This window comes from Pseudovibrio flavus (genome assembly GCF_009711345.1).
GTDB classification, from domain to species: Bacteria; Pseudomonadota; Alphaproteobacteria; order Rhizobiales; family Stappiaceae; genus Pseudovibrio; species Pseudovibrio flavus.
On the sequence record NZ_SMMA01000064.1, the window covers coordinates 198,137 to 214,164 of the forward strand.

At 51.9% G+C, this 16,028-nt stretch carries 15 protein-coding genes; 9 read left to right on the plus strand and 6 right to left on the minus strand.

The window, feature by feature from the left end:
- The first annotated feature begins 4 nt into the window (after positions 1 to 4).
- From E1162_RS14440 to E1162_RS14470, 7 genes are all read left to right on the plus strand, one after another.
- Positions 5 to 868, plus strand: coding sequence for an SDR family oxidoreductase (locus tag E1162_RS14440; protein ID WP_371311950.1), 864 nt, complete (start codon positions 5 to 7; stop codon positions 866 to 868).
- Between the two features lie 18 nt (positions 869 to 886).
- The gene (locus tag E1162_RS14445) at positions 887 to 1,417 is read left to right on the plus strand and encodes a TspO/MBR family protein (protein WP_371311951.1); all 531 of its coding nucleotides are present in this window, start codon (positions 887 to 889) and stop codon (positions 1,415 to 1,417) included.
- Between the two features lie 38 nt (positions 1,418 to 1,455).
- A complete protein-coding gene (locus E1162_RS14450; RefSeq protein WP_155132330.1) occupies positions 1,456 to 1,653 on the plus strand; it encodes a twin transmembrane helix small protein in 198 nt (65 codons plus the stop codon).
- 18 nt (positions 1,654 to 1,671) lie between these two features.
- On the plus strand, positions 1,672 to 2,247 hold the full coding sequence (locus tag E1162_RS14455; protein WP_155132332.1) for a cob(I)yrinic acid a,c-diamide adenosyltransferase: 576 nt from the start codon (positions 1,672 to 1,674) through the stop codon (positions 2,245 to 2,247).
- Positions 2,248 to 2,564: 317 nt separating this feature from the next.
- Positions 2,565 to 3,314 (plus strand): electron transfer flavoprotein subunit beta/FixA family protein, encoded by a 750-nt coding sequence (locus E1162_RS14460; protein WP_155132334.1) that lies wholly within the window; start codon positions 2,565 to 2,567, stop codon positions 3,312 to 3,314.
- Positions 3,315 to 3,338: 24 nt separating this feature from the next.
- Positions 3,339 to 4,268 carry an electron transfer flavoprotein subunit alpha/FixB family protein gene (locus tag E1162_RS14465; protein WP_155132336.1) on the plus strand — a complete coding sequence of 310 codons (930 nt, stop codon included), beginning with the start codon at positions 3,339 to 3,341 and terminating at the stop codon, positions 4,266 to 4,268.
- A 149-nt stretch (positions 4,269 to 4,417) separates the two neighbouring features.
- The gene (locus tag E1162_RS14470; protein WP_155132712.1) at positions 4,418 to 5,299 is read left to right on the plus strand and encodes a 3-hydroxybutyryl-CoA dehydrogenase; all 882 of its coding nucleotides are present in this window, start codon (positions 4,418 to 4,420) and stop codon (positions 5,297 to 5,299) included.
- Positions 5,300 to 5,377: 78 nt separating this feature from the next.
- Here E1162_RS14470 and E1162_RS14475 read toward each other — a convergent pair whose 3' ends face one another.
- Together E1162_RS14475 and E1162_RS14480 are read right to left on the minus strand one after the other, a co-directional pair.
- Positions 5,378 to 6,574, minus strand: coding sequence for a CobW family GTP-binding protein (locus tag E1162_RS14475; protein WP_155132338.1), 1,197 nt, complete (start codon positions 6,572 to 6,574; stop codon positions 5,378 to 5,380).
- A 39-nt stretch (positions 6,575 to 6,613) separates the two neighbouring features.
- Positions 6,614 to 7,999 carry a D-alanyl-D-alanine carboxypeptidase family protein gene (locus E1162_RS14480; RefSeq protein ID WP_257099010.1) on the minus strand — a complete coding sequence of 462 codons (1,386 nt, stop codon included), beginning with the start codon at positions 7,997 to 7,999 and terminating at the stop codon, positions 6,614 to 6,616.
- Between the two features lie 364 nt (positions 8,000 to 8,363).
- On the opposite strand from E1162_RS14480, the gene E1162_RS14485 reads away from it, so the two are divergent.
- Together E1162_RS14485 and acs are read left to right on the plus strand one after the other, a co-directional pair.
- Positions 8,364 to 8,777, plus strand: a complete 414-nt coding sequence (locus tag E1162_RS14485; protein WP_155132340.1) for a lysozyme inhibitor LprI family protein — start codon at positions 8,364 to 8,366, stop codon at positions 8,775 to 8,777.
- A 254-nt stretch (positions 8,778 to 9,031) separates the two neighbouring features.
- Positions 9,032 to 10,984 carry an acetate--CoA ligase gene (acs, locus tag E1162_RS14490; protein WP_155132342.1) on the plus strand — a complete coding sequence of 651 codons (1,953 nt, stop codon included), beginning with the start codon at positions 9,032 to 9,034 and terminating at the stop codon, positions 10,982 to 10,984.
- A gap of 48 nt (positions 10,985 to 11,032) precedes the next feature.
- Here acs and E1162_RS14495 read toward each other — a convergent pair whose 3' ends face one another.
- The 4 genes from E1162_RS14495 to E1162_RS14510 form a co-directional block, all read right to left on the minus strand.
- Positions 11,033 to 12,460 (minus strand): pilus assembly protein TadG-related protein, encoded by a 1,428-nt coding sequence (locus E1162_RS14495; RefSeq protein WP_155132344.1) that lies wholly within the window; start codon positions 12,458 to 12,460, stop codon positions 11,033 to 11,035.
- Positions 12,461 to 12,587: 127 nt separating this feature from the next.
- The gene (locus E1162_RS14500; protein WP_371311952.1) at positions 12,588 to 13,145 is read right to left on the minus strand and encodes an HNH endonuclease; all 558 of its coding nucleotides are present in this window, start codon (positions 13,143 to 13,145) and stop codon (positions 12,588 to 12,590) included.
- A gap of 252 nt (positions 13,146 to 13,397) precedes the next feature.
- The gene (gene leuC / locus E1162_RS14505) at positions 13,398 to 14,801 is read right to left on the minus strand and encodes a 3-isopropylmalate dehydratase large subunit (RefSeq protein ID WP_155132346.1); all 1,404 of its coding nucleotides are present in this window, start codon (positions 14,799 to 14,801) and stop codon (positions 13,398 to 13,400) included.
- 271 nt (positions 14,802 to 15,072) lie between these two features.
- Positions 15,073 to 15,933 (minus strand): metallophosphoesterase, encoded by an 861-nt coding sequence (locus E1162_RS14510; RefSeq protein ID WP_155132348.1) that lies wholly within the window; start codon positions 15,931 to 15,933, stop codon positions 15,073 to 15,075.
- Between the last annotated feature and the right edge of the window lie 95 nt (positions 15,934 to 16,028).

A 16,028-nucleotide genomic window follows, 5' to 3' on the forward strand; every position in this document is an offset into this window, starting at 1 on the left:
AGACGTGACCAACAAAAAGAATACTGCCCGTTCCATCCTCATTACGGGCTGCTCCTCCGGTATTGGCTACCGCGCTGCCCATATGCTGCGTGAACGTGGCTGGCAGGTTTTCCCGACCTGCCGCAAACTGGACGATGTTGAAAAACTGCGGGCCGAGGGCTTTGAAGCGTTCTGGCTGGATTATCAAGACAACGGCTCAATCGAAAGCGCACTGACGCAGGTTCTTGATATTACAAATGGAAAGCTCGACGCACTGTTCAACAACGGCGCTTATGGTCTTCCAGGCGCTATTGAAGATATTCCCGTTCAAGCCATGCGTGATCAGTTCGAGGCAAACGTCTTCGGCTGGCACGACCTCACCTGCCGCGTAATTCCGGTAATGCGTAAACAAGGCCATGGCCGTATCGTGCAGTGCTCCTCCGTTCTTGGCCTCGTTGCCATGAAGTATCGCGGGCCGTACAACGCAACCAAATTTGCGCTTGAAGGTCTTACCGACACACTTCGCCTAGAGCTGCATGGGTCTGGCATTCAAATCAGCCTTATTGAACCAGGTCCTATCAGAACCAAGTTCACACAGAACGCTATTTCCATGTTCTTCAAAGAAATTGGCGAAGATGGCTTGCAGAGATCACACTTCCGCAAGATCTACGAGCGCCGCTTGAAGCACATGTCCAAAGGTGGCGCTTCCAAGTTCAAGCTGGAACCAGATGCGGTGGTTGAAAAACTCATCCACGCCATTGAAGCGCCCAAGGCAAAAGCTCGTTACTATGTGACGGTACCAACACATCTAATGGGTGTCTTGCGTCGTATTCTTCCATACTCCATCTTAGACAAAGTCCTCTTGAAGGCATCGGATTCGGAAGAATAATTCCAGCGGAGACAACGCGTGCAACTTTCCCAACCCTATAAGGCAAAGCTAAGAAACAGAACTGTCTGGAGCCGCCTGTTGGGCTGGGGCTTGCTATGTTACGCCGTTGCTTCCTACGGCAGCATTGTCACCATTCCGGCAATACCGGAATGGTATGCGTCTCTCTCAAAACCTGCGTTTTCGCCGCCAAACTGGCTGTTTGCTCCCGTTTGGACCATTCTCTACGCCATGATGGCGTTGAGCATCTGGCTGGCAACCGAATTCGAAAAGCCACGGGGTGAAAGTAAAGAAAAAACGCCATCCAAATTTACAGTCCAAGTCGTGTTTTTGGCCCAGTTGCTGCTCAACGGGCTTTGGTCTTGGGCCTTTTTTGGCAAACAGGAACCAATTCTGGCCCTTGTTGTACTGGTGGCAATCTTCGCTCTGGTTGTTTTATCAATCTATCTGTTTTCAAAACGCCAACCTCTCGCGGGCTGGCTCTTAATACCTTATGGGGCTTGGCTGCTTTACGCAGGTGCCCTGAACACCGCCATCATACTCCTGAATTAACTGGATAAATTGATTGGCAAATTGAATTGGAGGGAACCATGAGCGGTGTATTTTCCAGCCTTGTTCCAATGGCCCTTGCGGCTGTCGCTATTGTTTTGGGTTTAGGTCTTTGGAATATGATGCGCGGCGGTAGCTCTAGCCGTTCGCAAACCTTGATGCGCTGGCGCGTCATTCTGCAGTTTCTTGCGGTTATTCTTGTTATGGCTAGTGTGTATTTTGCTAGCGGACAAAACTGATAATAGGCATAGGGCACCATGGTTATTCTAAATAAAATTTACACCAAAACCGGTGACGACGGCACCACAGCGCTTGCAAGTGGTGATCGCCGCGTAAAACATGATCTTCGGGTCGATGCCTACGGCACGGTTGACGAACTGAATTCCGTTTTGGGCGTTGTGCGCATGCATGCTGCGCAGGAATTGCCGGATTTTGATGGTGTTCTTGGCCGCATTCAAAACGACTTGTTCGACATGGGCGCAGACCTTGCCTGCCCTGATACGGGTGAAGACTTGGGCTACGAGCCACTTCGCATTACCCCAAAGCAGGTGGAAGCGATTGAAGACGTTATTGACCGCATGAACGCGGACTTAAAGCCGCTTCGCTCTTTTACCCTTCCGGGCGGAACGCCTTTAGCGACCTATCTGCATCTAGCCCGCACCGTGGCCCGCAGAGCAGAGCGCCGCGTATCTGAACTGCAAGCGCAGGAGCCGCTCAACAAGAGCGTTCTGTTGTACCTCAACCGTCTTTCCGATCTGTTCTTCGTTGCATCGCGATACGCCAACAACAAAGGCGACGGTGACGTGCTCTGGGTTGCTGGCAAGAACCGCTAAACGATGGGCTGTCAATGCAAAGGACAGCCCTTCAACCCATAAAAGTGAAGGAGTTAGACCAAGGTATAGAGCAAACAGCATTGCTCAATCACGAGCCTTATACATTGGTGGAACCCTTACCATATTTTACCTAGCGTGCGCGTTGACAGGGTATCAACGGCTCGGTACGGTCGCCTGAAAATTGCATTGCAGCAAAGCCATCGCAACCAGTGGGAGGGCTCGGGTGTAAAAACCACAGCCGAAGGTGAGATGAATTGCTGGAATGCAGAGAGCAAAATACTCTCTAACATGGCTCTTCATTTGGAGGTTTTGGTAGGATGAAGATACTCGTACCCGTTAAACGGGTCGTCGACTACAACGTAAAAGTCCGCGTAAAGTCAGACGGTTCCGGCGTCGAACTGGCCAACGTCAAAATGTCCATGAACCCGTTCGATGAAATTGCCGTTGAAGAAGCCCTTCGCCTGAAAGAAGCAGGTAAGGCTGAAGAGATCGTGGTTGTTTCCATTGGCCCTAAACAGGCAACTGAAACCATCCGTACCGGTCTTGCAATGGGCGCTGATCGCGGCATTCTCGTGCAGACCGACGACAGCACCGAACCTCTTGCTGTTGCCAAAATCCTTAAAGGCATTGTCGATGCTGAAGAGCCGCAAATGGTTATCCTCGGCAAACAGGCCATTGACGATGATTGCAACCAGACAGGCCAGATGCTCGCAGCCCTTCTTGGCTGGGCACAAGGTACCTTCGCTTCCAAAGTCAACCTTGAAGACGGTTCCGTTGATGTGACCCGCGAAGTTGATGGTGGTTTGCAGACCGTAAAGCTTAAGCTGCCAGCAATCGTGACCACCGATCTGCGCTTGAACGAGCCTCGCTACGCTTCCTTGCCTAACATCATGAAGGCAAAGAAGAAGCCAATCGACGAGAAGACGCCGGCCGATTACGGCGTTGACACAGCTCCGCGCCTCAAGGTTATCAAGACCGCTGAGCCGGAAGCACGTCAGGCAGGCGTCAAGGTCGGTTCTGTAGCCGAACTCGTCGACAAGCTGAAAAACGAAGCAAACGTACTCTAAGAGCCAAGGAAGAGGAGTTAAAACATGACCACACTTCTTGTGGCTGAACACAGCAATACCGAACTTAACGAAGCTACAGCAAAGGCGCTCACCGCAGCAGCCGAGCTTGGCGGCGACGTTCATATCCTTGTAGCAGGTAAAGACTGCGGCGCAGCGGCCGATGCAGCTGCAAAGCTCGTTGGCGTAGCAAAGGTTCTGGTAGCAGATGATGCTGCTTACGAGCACCAGCTGGCCGAGCCAATGGCTGACCTCATTGTCAACCTTGCTGGTGACTATGACGCAATCCTTGCGCCTTCCACCACCAACGGCAAGAACACCCTGCCACGCGTTGCAGCAAAGCTCGACGTAATGCAGATCTCCGACATCATCAAAGTCGTCTCCGCAGACACCTTTGAGCGTCCGATCTACGCAGGCAACGCCATCCAGACCGTACAGTCTACCGATGCAAAGAAAGTCATCACGGTTCGTACCGCTTCCTTTGCAGCAGCAGGTGAAGGCGGTAGCGCCAGCGTTGAAACCATCAGCGCAGCCGGTGGCGCAGACCTTTCCTCCTTCCTTTCGCAGGAAATTGCAGAGCTTGACCGTCCAGAACTGACTTCTGCCCGTGTCATCATCTCCGGTGGCCGTGCGCTTGGTTCTGAGGAGCAGTTTAACACTGTGATCACACCTGTTGCAGACAAGCTTGGCGCTGCAATTGGTGCATCCCGCGCAGCTGTTGATGCAGGCTATGCACCAAACGACTGGCAGGTTGGTCAGACCGGTAAAGTGGTTGCTCCAGACCTCTACATTGCCTGTGGCATCTCCGGTGCGATCCAGCACCTTGCAGGCATGAAGGACTCCAAGGTCATTGTTGCAATCAACAAAGATGAAGAAGCGCCAATTTTCCAAGTTGCTGACTATGGCCTAGTCGCAGACCTGTTCGAAGCTCTCCCAGAGCTCGAAAAAGCGCTCTAATGAAGATCTATCCATGAAGAAAGAGCCCCGAAGCGACAATTTATTCGCCTCGGGGCTCTTGTTGTTTGTTGCCAAGATTGCACTGAATGGAATACACGTTATAGCGGAACTCTTGTGCTTGCATATCTTTGAGAAACTTGGATCGTATGATGGTGGCCGACTTGAAAATAATTGGTGTTGTAGGCGCTGGCCAAATGGGAAGTGGCATCGCGCATGTGTGTGCGCTGGCAGGGTATCCTGTTCACCTCTATGACATTTCGCAGGAGAACATCGATGCCTGCATGGAAAACATCCGAGCCAATTTGGGTCGCCAGATCGCCAAAGGCACGATCTCTGAAGATCAAGAACAAGCCGCAGTCGATTTGATCACCGCATCAACCGACAAAACAATCCTTTCTGATGCAGATCTTGTTGTTGAAGCTGTGAGTGAAAACGAGCAGGTCAAGCGCAAGGTTTACAACGCCATCTGCCCTATTCTGAAGCCAGAAGCCATTTTGGGCACCAACACGTCCTCGATCTCCATCACCCGTCTTGCTGCAGCAACCGATCGCCCTGAGCAGTTTATCGGCATTCACTTCATGAATCCGGTTCCTATCATGGAGCTGGTCGAGCTGGTGCGCGGCATTGCAACCGATGACGCAACCTTTGAAGCAAGCCGCAAGTTCGTTTCCATGCTTGGAAAAACTGTGGCGGTTTCCGAAGACTTTCCGGCCTTCATGGTCAACCGCATTTTGCTGCCAATGATCAACGAAGCCATCTACACCCTTTACGAGGGCGTGGGTTCTGTTGAGGCGATCGACACGGCAATGCGTCTTGGCGCAAATCACCCAATGGGTCCGCTGCAGCTGGCTGACTTTATCGGTCTTGATACATGTCTATCCATTATGCAGACCCTCTATGAAGGTCTGGCAGACACCAAGTACCGCCCTTGCCCGCTGCTGGTTAAGTATGTTGAAGCTGGATGGCTTGGCCGCAAAACCCAGCGCGGCTTCTACGACTATCGCGGTGAAGAGCCAGTTCCAACCCGCTAGCGCGGCGAGGTGGAAAGCTCCAAGAGCCTTGAATAAACTAGATACGAAAAACCCGCCTCTCGGCGGGTTTTCTTTTTTCTATTTAAATGAGCCGCTAAAGCCCGAAACGGAAAGCGGATTGTTCATCATCGCATCGCGGTCAGGCGTATCGAAGCCAACCTCACCCACAAACGCATCGAACATGCGCTTTACATAGCCCTCAGGAAGCCCGTTGGTGATGAAGACAATACGGGTGCGCCGATCATCATCCGGCCAGCCAGCAAGGCGCGCAGGCGGATGAAAGACGTGCTGAACGCCGTGAATAACAAGTGGCCGCTCAGGATCGCTTTCGGTTTTGATGATGCCTTTGACGCGCAGCAGCTTCGGCCCCTGCGTTGAGCGCAGCAGGTCGAGAAACATCTCCAGAACGGTTTCGCTTATGGCGCGCTCTGTTGTCAGCGAGAACGCTCTCACCTTGTCACTATGGCGGTTTATATCGTGATGGTGGTGCCCGTGATCATGGGTGTGTCCATGACCATGCTCATGACTATGGCCGTGGTTATGACCATGATGGTGGTGATAATCGCGAAACGCTTCTTCCTTCAGCCACTTGGAAACCTCTGGAATTTTGGTGTCCGGATTATACAGGCCGCAGTTGACGATGGATGCTGCAGTCACATCACCCTGCTGCACATCCAAAAGCTCAGCGCCAGGGTTCAGACGGCGAACACTGGCGATTGCTGCTTCCAACATCTGCTTGCCTTGCTCACCTTCTAGCAAGTCTGTCTTGGTAAGGATAACGCGGTCAGCAACGGCAACCTGCTTAACGCCCTCTTCATGCTCATCCAGCGTCGAAGGACCATTTACAGCATCAAACAGCGTGATCACGCCGTCGAGGCGGTATCTCATCACCAAGTAAGGGTGCAGCATAACACTGTGAAGCACAGGCGCAGGATCTGCGAGCCCTGTGGTTTCGATGATAACGCGGTCCACCTTCTTCATGCGGCCATTGTCCATACGGCGCAGAAGATCTTCCAGCGTGTTAATCAGGTCACCGCGAATGGTGCAGCACAAACAGCCTGATGAAAGCTCAATAATGCCGTCTTCAATGGAATCGACAAGCAGGTGATCCAGACCCACCTCACCGAACTCGTTGATAATGACCGCGCTATTTTCCAGCGTCGGGTCTTTCAGTAAACGGTTGAGAAGCGTGGTCTTACCAGACCCGAGGAAACCGGTAATTACGGTGAGCGGAATTGGCGTAGGAGGCGTTGTCGGGCGCTCGATCTCGGACATCTGGGCGTAAACTCTTGTTCTTGTTTAAAGGCACTTGGCCTAATTGCTGGAATACAGGCCCCCCGGAGCGCCAAACATGATCTGCTTGGCTTCATTCAGAGCCTGATTTTCTGAATACTGCTTTCTATCCTTATTCTGCGAACTTGCAAATATGGATGCACTCTCGGCAGTCTTGTTCATTCCAAAACTCTGATTGAGCTGACCGGCGTTACTCTGCTTTCGCCCTTGGCTCAAAGCAGGCTTGGGTGTCGGAAGAGGTACCGTTTCGCCGGGGAGTGTTAGCTCGGCAACTGCACTTTTAGGCAAACCGATTTTCACACGGACTGGCGCATATTCTTTGATCTGTGGCCCAAGAATTTCCTCATAGACCAGCTTCCAGTTTACCTTCTTGTTGTTGCCAACAACGTTTACGCCATCAGGCATTTGCTCATCCCCGCGGGCATAAGCCAAAATTGGTAACTGGCCGCGCTTACTGCCAAAGCGATCGACAAGCTGCTGCGCACTCAAGGATTCATTGCGCTTACAGTACTTTGCCTCTGGCGGCTTTTTAACGTTGCTTGAACGGCGGCTGTAAACAGTTGCACGGCCTGACTTAGCAAAGGAATCGTCAACCAGCTTTTTGGCAAAAGCGGCCCGTTCAAGGCCCGAACCTGCGCCAAGCACCACTGCAATAACGGTGCGTCCATGACGCGTAGCAGAGGTCGCAACGTTGTAACCAGCATCACAGATGTAACCGGTCTTCATGCCGTTGGCCCCTTGCACACGCAGCAAATAATCTTTGTTGCCAGAAGGCATGGTGATCTTGCCAAAACGAATGGCAGACTGATCCATATACGAGTGGTACTGCGGAAACTCGTTCCACAAAGCTAGCGCAAGGATCGCAAGATCACGCGCTGAAGATACCTGATTTGGATTTGGCAAGCCGTGTGGGTTCACAAAGCGCGTATGGGTCATTCCAAGGCGGCGGGCTTGCTCATTCATCATGCGAATGAACTCTTTTTCCGTTCCGCCAAGGGTCTCTGCAATAGCGACGGAGATGTCGTTGGCCGACTTGATCATGATCATGTTCAAGGCGTTATCCAGCGTCATCTGCGTACCCACCTTAAAGCCCATTTTGCTCGGTGGTTGGTTCAAAGCATTTTGAGAGATGGTAACCGGACTGGTAAGGGAGAAGCGCTCTGCGGCCACCAGACGAAACGCAATATAGGCGGTCATCATCTTGGTGAGGGAAGCTGGGTACCACTGCTGGAAAATTTCGTGCTCTTCCAGAACAGTGCCATTGCTGGCATCAACCGTAATCCACGCAGCAACATCTGCCCTCGCAGTTGCCGTATAGGCCATGGACAAAAGACAAACAGCCAGCACGCGTCCCAATCGACCAATTTTCATGAACTTGCCAGCAAACACGGTGACGCCACTCCACATTTCAAAGTTCTACCGCTTTCCCGCAATTGAGGATCACGGAAACGGAATTACGCTAAGGAAGATATTCTTCTAAAGTTAATAGGCCATATGCAGATACTGGGAAAAAAATAAGACAGGCTCGCCACACTTTCCCCCTATCCTCATCTTTCTTTAGCCTTCAACCAAGCGGATGTTAATAGGCCAGATTCGTAACCATCAAGCGAGTGATGCTAACTGGATCACTCAAAAAACTCCCTCCGTCAATCTTAGGGAGATAGCTAAAATGCCGTCGGCTATTTAACCCCTGTTTGCCGATGGTGCGCTATAGTGATTTGCAAACTACGGATCCACGCATAAGAACGAAAAGAAAAAGTGGAGTTCAAGAATGCTGCGTATCATTGCTACCCAATTGTGTCTGTTGGGCTTTATCTCGCTCGGTGCCAACACTGCGAATGCTCAAGTCAATGAAGATTGCACCAAAGACGCGTCGCCAGAAATGCAGCAGGCTTGTTCTACTCCGGCTTATCTGAAGGCCGCCAACGATATGCAGCAGGCCTACACCCTCGCCCAGCAAGCAATTGATGCGCACGAAAGTGCCAAGGATGAGAAGGAAGCTCAGGCTTCTCTGGATGCTTCGCAGCAGTCATGGGTTGCCTTCAGAAACAAGAGCTGCACCACCTTTGGTTATATCGGCCGTAGCGCGGCGATAGACCCAAAGAACATTGCAGCGTGCCTCGTAGATCTGACGACTAAGCGCACCGATCAACTGAAGCAGATCGTAGAAGAATATTCCAAGTGATAGAGAAACCTTGAAATGACATGGAAATAGAACCCTTATCGCCTGCAATACGGTTATGAAATTAGTTTTGAAAACAACCTTGCGTGCATATCATTGCCGCAAAGGAATATAAGAAAAACGTAGATATTATTCAGCAGTCTCTACCAAAGTTCGAGAGAGAATAACTGGACTGGACTATCAGCCCCATAATAATATCCCCCGAGAGGAAACAAGTCGGCTGACAACAGCCGCCTACACCCATGGGGAGGCCACAAATGACTGGGGAAGTATTTCCGGTGCCCGCCGATGTTGCGGCGTCTGCGCTTATCGATAACGAGCGCTATCAGGAGCTTTATAAGGCATCAACAGCAGACCCTGAGGCTTTTTGGGCCGAACATGGCAAGCGCGTTGATTGGATCAAGCCATACACTAAGGTAAAAAACACCTCCTACGACCCTCACAACGTTTCCATCAAATGGTTTGAAGACGGCACGCTGAACGTCTCTGCAAACTGTATTGACCGCCATCTGGCAGACAAAGCAGACCAGCCAGCCATCATCTGGGAGGGTGATGAGCCAACAGACCATAAGATCATTACGTTTAGAGAGCTCTCCGAAGCGGTAAACAAGCTGGCGAACGCCATGCTGGCAAACGGCGTCAAGAAGGGTGACCGCGTCACCATCTATATGCCGATGATCCCGGAAGCTGCATACGCCATGCTGGCATGTACACGCATCGGTGCTGTTCACTCCATCGTTTTTGGCGGTTTCTCGCCTGACAGCCTCGCGGGCCGAATTGAAGGCTGCGAATCCCGCTTTGTTATCACTGCAGATGAAGGCCTACGTGGCGGCCGCAAAGTGCCACTCAAAGCCAATACCGATGCTGCAATCGACAAATGTGGCGGCGTCGAAAAGGTGATCGTGGTCAAGCGCACTGGCGGTGATGTGCAGATGATCGAGGGCCGCGATGTCTGGTACCACGAAGAGGTCGCCAAGGTATCAGCGGATTGTCCACCTGCCGAAATGTCTGCAGAAGACCCACTCTTCATTCTCTACACCTCCGGTTCTACTGGCAAACCAAAGGGCGTGCTTCACACCACTGGTGGCTATCTCGTTTATGCCTCCATGACCCATGAATACGTCTTCGACTACAAGCCGGGCGACATCTACTGGTGTACGGCAGACGTGGGCTGGGTAACAGGCCACAGCTATATCGTTTACGGGCCTCTAGCTAATGGCGCGACCACCCTGATGTTTGAAGGCGTACCGAACTACCCGACAGCTTCGCGTTTCTGGGAAGTGTGTGACAAGCACAACGTCAACATCTTCTATACCGCTCCAACAGCCATTCGCGCTTTGATGGGCGCTGGCGATGAGATGGTAACCTCCACCTCCCGCAAGTCGCTTCGCGTTCTTGGCTCTGTTGGCGAGCCGATCAATCCCGAAGCATGGATGTGGTACTACAACGTCGTTGGTGAAGCGCGCTGCCCAATCGTCGACACATGGTGGCAGACCGAAACCGGCGGTATTTTGATTACTCCGCTTCCGGGGGCAACCGCGCTCAAACCAGGCTCTGCAACCCGTCCATTCTTCGGCGTTCAGCCGGCCATAGTTGATGCTGACGGCACCATCCTTGAAGGTGCGACAGAGGGTAACCTCGTCCTGCTCGACAGCTGGCCGGGCCAGATGCGTACCGTTTATGGTGACCATGAGCGCTTCGTACAGACCTACTTCTCCACCTACAAAGGCATGTACTTTACTGGTGATGGCTGCCGCCGTGACGAAGATGGCTACTACTGGATCACCGGCCGCGTTGACGATGTGATCAACGTATCCGGTCACCGCATGGGTACAGCTGAAGTTGAAAGCGCCCTCGTCTCCCATGACAAGGTCTCTGAAGCAGCAGTTGTCGGCTATCCGCACGACGTTAAGGGCCAAGGCATCTATGCCTACGTAACCCTTATGGAAGGCGAAGAGCCAACAGATGATCTTAAGAAGGAACTGGTCAAGCACGTTCGTGCAGAGATCGGTCCGATTGCAACACCAGACCTCATCCAGTTTGCACCTGGCCTACCGAAGACCCGCTCCGGTAAAATCATGCGCCGCATTCTCAGAAAAATCGCCGAAGATTCCTTCGAAAACCTTGGCGACACATCCACCTTGGCGGACCCAACCGTTGTTGGTGATCTCATCGACAACCGTCAGAACCGCAGCGTAGATGTAGAATAATCTCTAGAAACTAGAGAGAATGAAAGGAGGGCTAGTTGCCCTCCTTTTTTATTTGGAAAGGAAGATTTGCTGGATGTTGCGAGCAATCTCGGCAAACGCAGCAATAAGCTCGGCCTTGTTGTCAGCATAATAAAATTGATCTGACGTGCTGGCGCAGTAACGCATAATCTCCGCCGGCGTGGAGCCACCGCCAGTGTTGTAGTAGACCGAATAGACCGTCACACCGCTGGTTTTCATGTTGTCGCACATAGACTTGGCGAGATTGTTAGATTCTCTGGCAGGGTCGAGCTGGCACAGATCCTCTTCATCATCCCAAGTGTCGAAGTTCTTCCAATTGCCTGCCTTGTATTTACAGCGCTTTTCCTTGCGCTCTTTGACCTGCCTGAAAATCGTGTTGAACTGGCCATCAGTCATCAAAACTGCAAATTTCAGCAGTTCATCATCGTTGTAGGGACCAGGAACACTGTTGGGATCGATGCTGCGCCACAAGTCGGCCCAGTTCGGAGAAATCGTGTACCAGCCCCAGCCGATGCCAGTATGCCCCGCCGTTGCACCATTAGTGTTGAGCTTACGGATTTCGCTCACCATCTTGTCACGATCAGCAGTCAGCGGAACCAGTTTGGACGAGCTGGAACAGTTCGAGCTTCCGCCGCCAAAATAGCTGATCGAACCGCTACGGCGCTGGTCATAAGGCGCATCCGTAGTGGCATCCTGCCCTTCGCGCTCTGTTACACAGTAGCGGCTGGAACTCGCCTTATTGTTGGAGACCGTTTTAGCGCCCTCTTTAAAACGAACGCCAGTGCTGTACGGAATAAGAGAGATGCGCACCTTTGCATCTTCCGGCGTAACCTCAACAGGAAGTAGGGTAACAGCCAAATCCTCAGCAGCTTCACGCAGATCGCCGATGTGGTTTTTCATTGAGCCCGTCACATCAACAACCAAAGCAATTTCTGCATCGCGGGTTGGGAATGAAGCCTCAGCGCTCGCCGTTAGCGCAACATCCTTTTCAGGGTCCGTTCCATCGAGAATATTAAGCAAGTGAATGAAATTGGTTGGCACATCCGCATTCACTTTCGCAAATACGGTTCCGGCAACATTATCAATAACAAGCGTCGGCTCATGAACAATGACATCGCGGTAAACGCCGTTATTGCTAGACGCGCTACCGTCTGTTGGCCCACCCTGATTGGGCTGCCCGTAACCAGAGGTGTTGCTGTTGGCCTTGAAATATTTATGAAACTCTGCTTCGGCCTGCGCCTGCGTCATCATCTGAGTGGAGAGCTTATAAGAAAGCGCAAGTACCGCATTATCAAGCGCGTTTGTGACCACGCGTTTTGTGTTTACAGCGCGGCCAAAGTCGATCGCTGCCCCGGCAACGACCACAAGCACAACAATCATCACCGCGGTTATCGGTGCGATAACCCCTTTGTTGTTGCGCGTAAAATCTCCAAGTATTCCCGAATGAAGTTTTGCCATTTGCCCCTGCCCCGCAAAACCCAGTCTAGGCGATATTGCCCCATAGATTTTGAAGGGAGACTACATGATCAGTAGGCATTTTTGCGAGCAAAAGGAGAACTTGGTAATTGAACCCTTAACGTTATGTCTATGGCTCCAGCTCTATGTCCCAATAAAGGAAATCCAACCAACTATCGTGAAGGTAGTTTGGTGGGAACAGCCGACCATTGTTATGGAGATCATGCACGCTTGGCAGATAAGGAAACTGATGGGGCCGCATACCGATTTCCTGCCACGTCTTATTGCTTTTGCGCAAATTACAAGGCGAACAGGCAGTAACGACATTTTCCCATGTGGTCTTCCCGCCTTTTGAGCGTGGAACCAAGTGGTCAAACGTTAGATCCTGCGCTGAACCGCAGTACTGGCACTCGAACTTATCTCGCAAGAACACATTGAAGCGCGTAAACACGGGCTTCCTGTTCGAGTGAACATAGCTTTTGAGGGAAACTACACTTGGTAGTCTGAAGACGAAACTCGGGCTTCGCACGCACGTATCATATTCTGAAACGATGTTTACCCGATCAAGAAAAACGGCCTTAACCGCATCCTGCCATGACCATAATGACAGGGGATAGTAAGACAACGGCCTATAATCCGCGTTCAGTACGAGCGCCGGACACGAGCCAACCGGTACCGCTACTGTCACATCCCACTCCTTCGTCCTGCTGCAACTTCATGGGTTGAGCTGACCTACCTGAGAGGCATTTATAGTGTAGTGTCCAAGTGACAGAGTTGTGAAGGCAAAAACGCCAATTCTTCCGATCTTGGGAAGCTCCCGTTTTCCCACCCCTTCTAAGCCTATGGCATCCCTTCGTTTATCCGTTTTACACACGCCCAACAAAAAAGGGGCGCTGTAGAAGCGCCCCTTGCGAATTATGACGGTTCTGCGATCAAACGCTTAGAAATCGCGGTGATCTACGAAACGGCCCGCAATTGCAGCAGCGGCTGCCATAGCCGGAGAAACAAGGTGTGTGCGACCTTTAAAGCCCTGACGACCTTCAAAGTTACGGTTGGAGGTCGATGCACAACGCTCACCCGGCTTCAGCTTGTCAGCGTTCATTGCAAGACACATGGAACAGCCCGGCTCACGCCATTCAAAACCGGCAGCCTTAAAGATCTCGTCCAGACCTTCTGCCTCTGCCTGCGCTTTCACCAAACCGGAACCTGGAACAACCATCGCGTTGACGCGGTCAGAAACTTTGCGGCCCTTTGCAACGGCGGCAGCTTCACGAAGATCTTCGATACGGCCGTTGGTGCAAGAACCGATGAATACGCGGTCGATCTCGATATCGGTAATCTTGGTACCAGCGAGCAAGCCCATGTACTCAAGCGCACGCTGCTTGGATACGCGGCGGGTCTCATCCTTGATGCCAGATGGGTCCGGTACAACTGCATCAATCGCAACAACGTCTTCTGGAGAAGAACCCCATGTTACGATTGGCGGCAGGTTGGCAGCATCCAGAACGATCTCACGGTCAAACTCAGCATTTGCATCAGAATAGAGCGAAGACCAGTAAGCGACAGCTTTATCCCAATGCTCTGCATCCGGTGCCATCGGGCGGCCTTTGAGGTACTCGTATGTTTTCTCATCCGGTGCAATCAAGCCAGCGCGAGCGCCCGCTTCGATGGACATGTTACAAACGGTCATACGACCTTCCATCGTCAGCGCTTCAATGGCTTCACCAGCGTATTCGATCACGTAGCCGGTACCGCCTGCAGTGCCCAGCTCGCCAATGATCGCCAGCACGATGTCTTTCGCGGTAACGCCTTCAGGAGCTTTACCGTTCACAACAACGCGCAGGTTCTTCGCTTTCTTCTGGATCAGCGTCTGGGTTGCCAGAACGTGTTCCACTTCAGAAGTACCGATACCGTGAGCCAAGGAACCAAACGCACCGTGGGTAGATGTGTGGCTGTCACCGCAAACAATGGTCATACCAGGCAGAGTAAAGCCCTGCTCTGGACCAACGATGTGAACAACACCCTGACGGTCATCCAGCTCTGAAAAGTACTGAACGCCAAACTCGGCAGCGTTGTTTGCCAGCGTTTCAACCTGCAACGCGCTTTCAGGATCATCGATGCCCTGCGAACGGTCGGTGGTTGGAACGTTATGGTCAACAACAGCAAGTGTTCTGTGCGGATGACGAACCTTGCGACCAGTCATACGCAGACCTTCAAACGCCTGCGGGCTGGTTACTTCATGCACAAGGTGACGGTCGATGTAGAGCAGGCTTGTTCCATCTTCCTGCGTATTGACCACATGGTGGTCCCAGATTTTGTCATAAAGCGTTTTAGCCTGCGACATGGCGCGATCTCCTGAAACGACAACCCGGTAATGCAGTATACCCTGCTTTTGATACCCCCCGAAGGTCGTCGATTTTTGCCACCAGTGACTTTTGTTTTTTCACTATCACCGGATCATAAATCTTGATTGTGCATTGATGCAAAAGCATCAGCACTCGCCCACATAATTGGACTAGGAGCGGCCCAATGGCAAGCTATCTGACCCTTGAGTTTCTCTCAAGGCGCGTTGATTGGAATGGCGCTAAGGCACCGATTTGATGGGAACTAGGCGATTACGTTAGGTTGATTTCTACAATTTCCGGCGCACAGCGGAATCTAATTGGCAGCTGGGAGCAACCAAGCCCGGCACTGACAATGAGTGTCTTTGAACCCTCATCATGACGCCCATAAACGAACCGCTTTCCATGAAGAGAAGGCACTTTAATCGCCCCTATAAATGGCAGAAGCACCTGCCCGCCGTGGGTATGGCCACTCAGCACCAGCGAAACACCGTCAGGCACCTGAGGAAAAATGTCAGGCTCATGGGCCAGCAAGATAATGGGCCGCCCGTCCTGCTCCACCTGCTCAAGCGTTGCCCGCAAATCATCGCGCCTTCCGGGACCATGAAGTTTACCGTCATCGCTGTACTGATCTGCAAGTCCTGCCACCCAAAGGTGATTGTTCCCGCCAACAGAAACGCGGGAGGACTGGTTTTCTAGGACAGTGATATGCTCTTTCAAAAGCGCTCGGCGGGATCCTTCTAGATCTTCACTCCAATCGTGATTGCCAAGAACTGCATAGATACCGTGCGGCGCTTTCAAAGCACCAAGCGGCGGTGCCCACTCTTCCGGTTTTAAAAAGCCCAAGCAGAACGGCTTATGGATGCCGGTTTCATAGTCACCCAGCAACATGATGATATCGGGAGAAAGTGCATTTGCACGTTTCACAATACGCGCAATGTGAGCCGCGCTCATCCATGGCTTACATGCATGGATATCGGAAAGAACAACGATTTTGAGCGGACGTGCTAGATCTTTGTCTTTGAACAAAGGCAAATCGTATTTGGTAACACGAAGCCTCAGCTGCGGTTCAATAATGACCGCATACAGGCCAAGTCCCAATGCTGCGACTATGATAACCGTTATCCAGATCATCCAGACACCCTATCCAGTCTTTGTAAAGGAAGTTTGGCAAGGTTTGGTCCGCTTCGAAATAACTTTTAACGGCCATGAAAAAACCCCGCCGACAA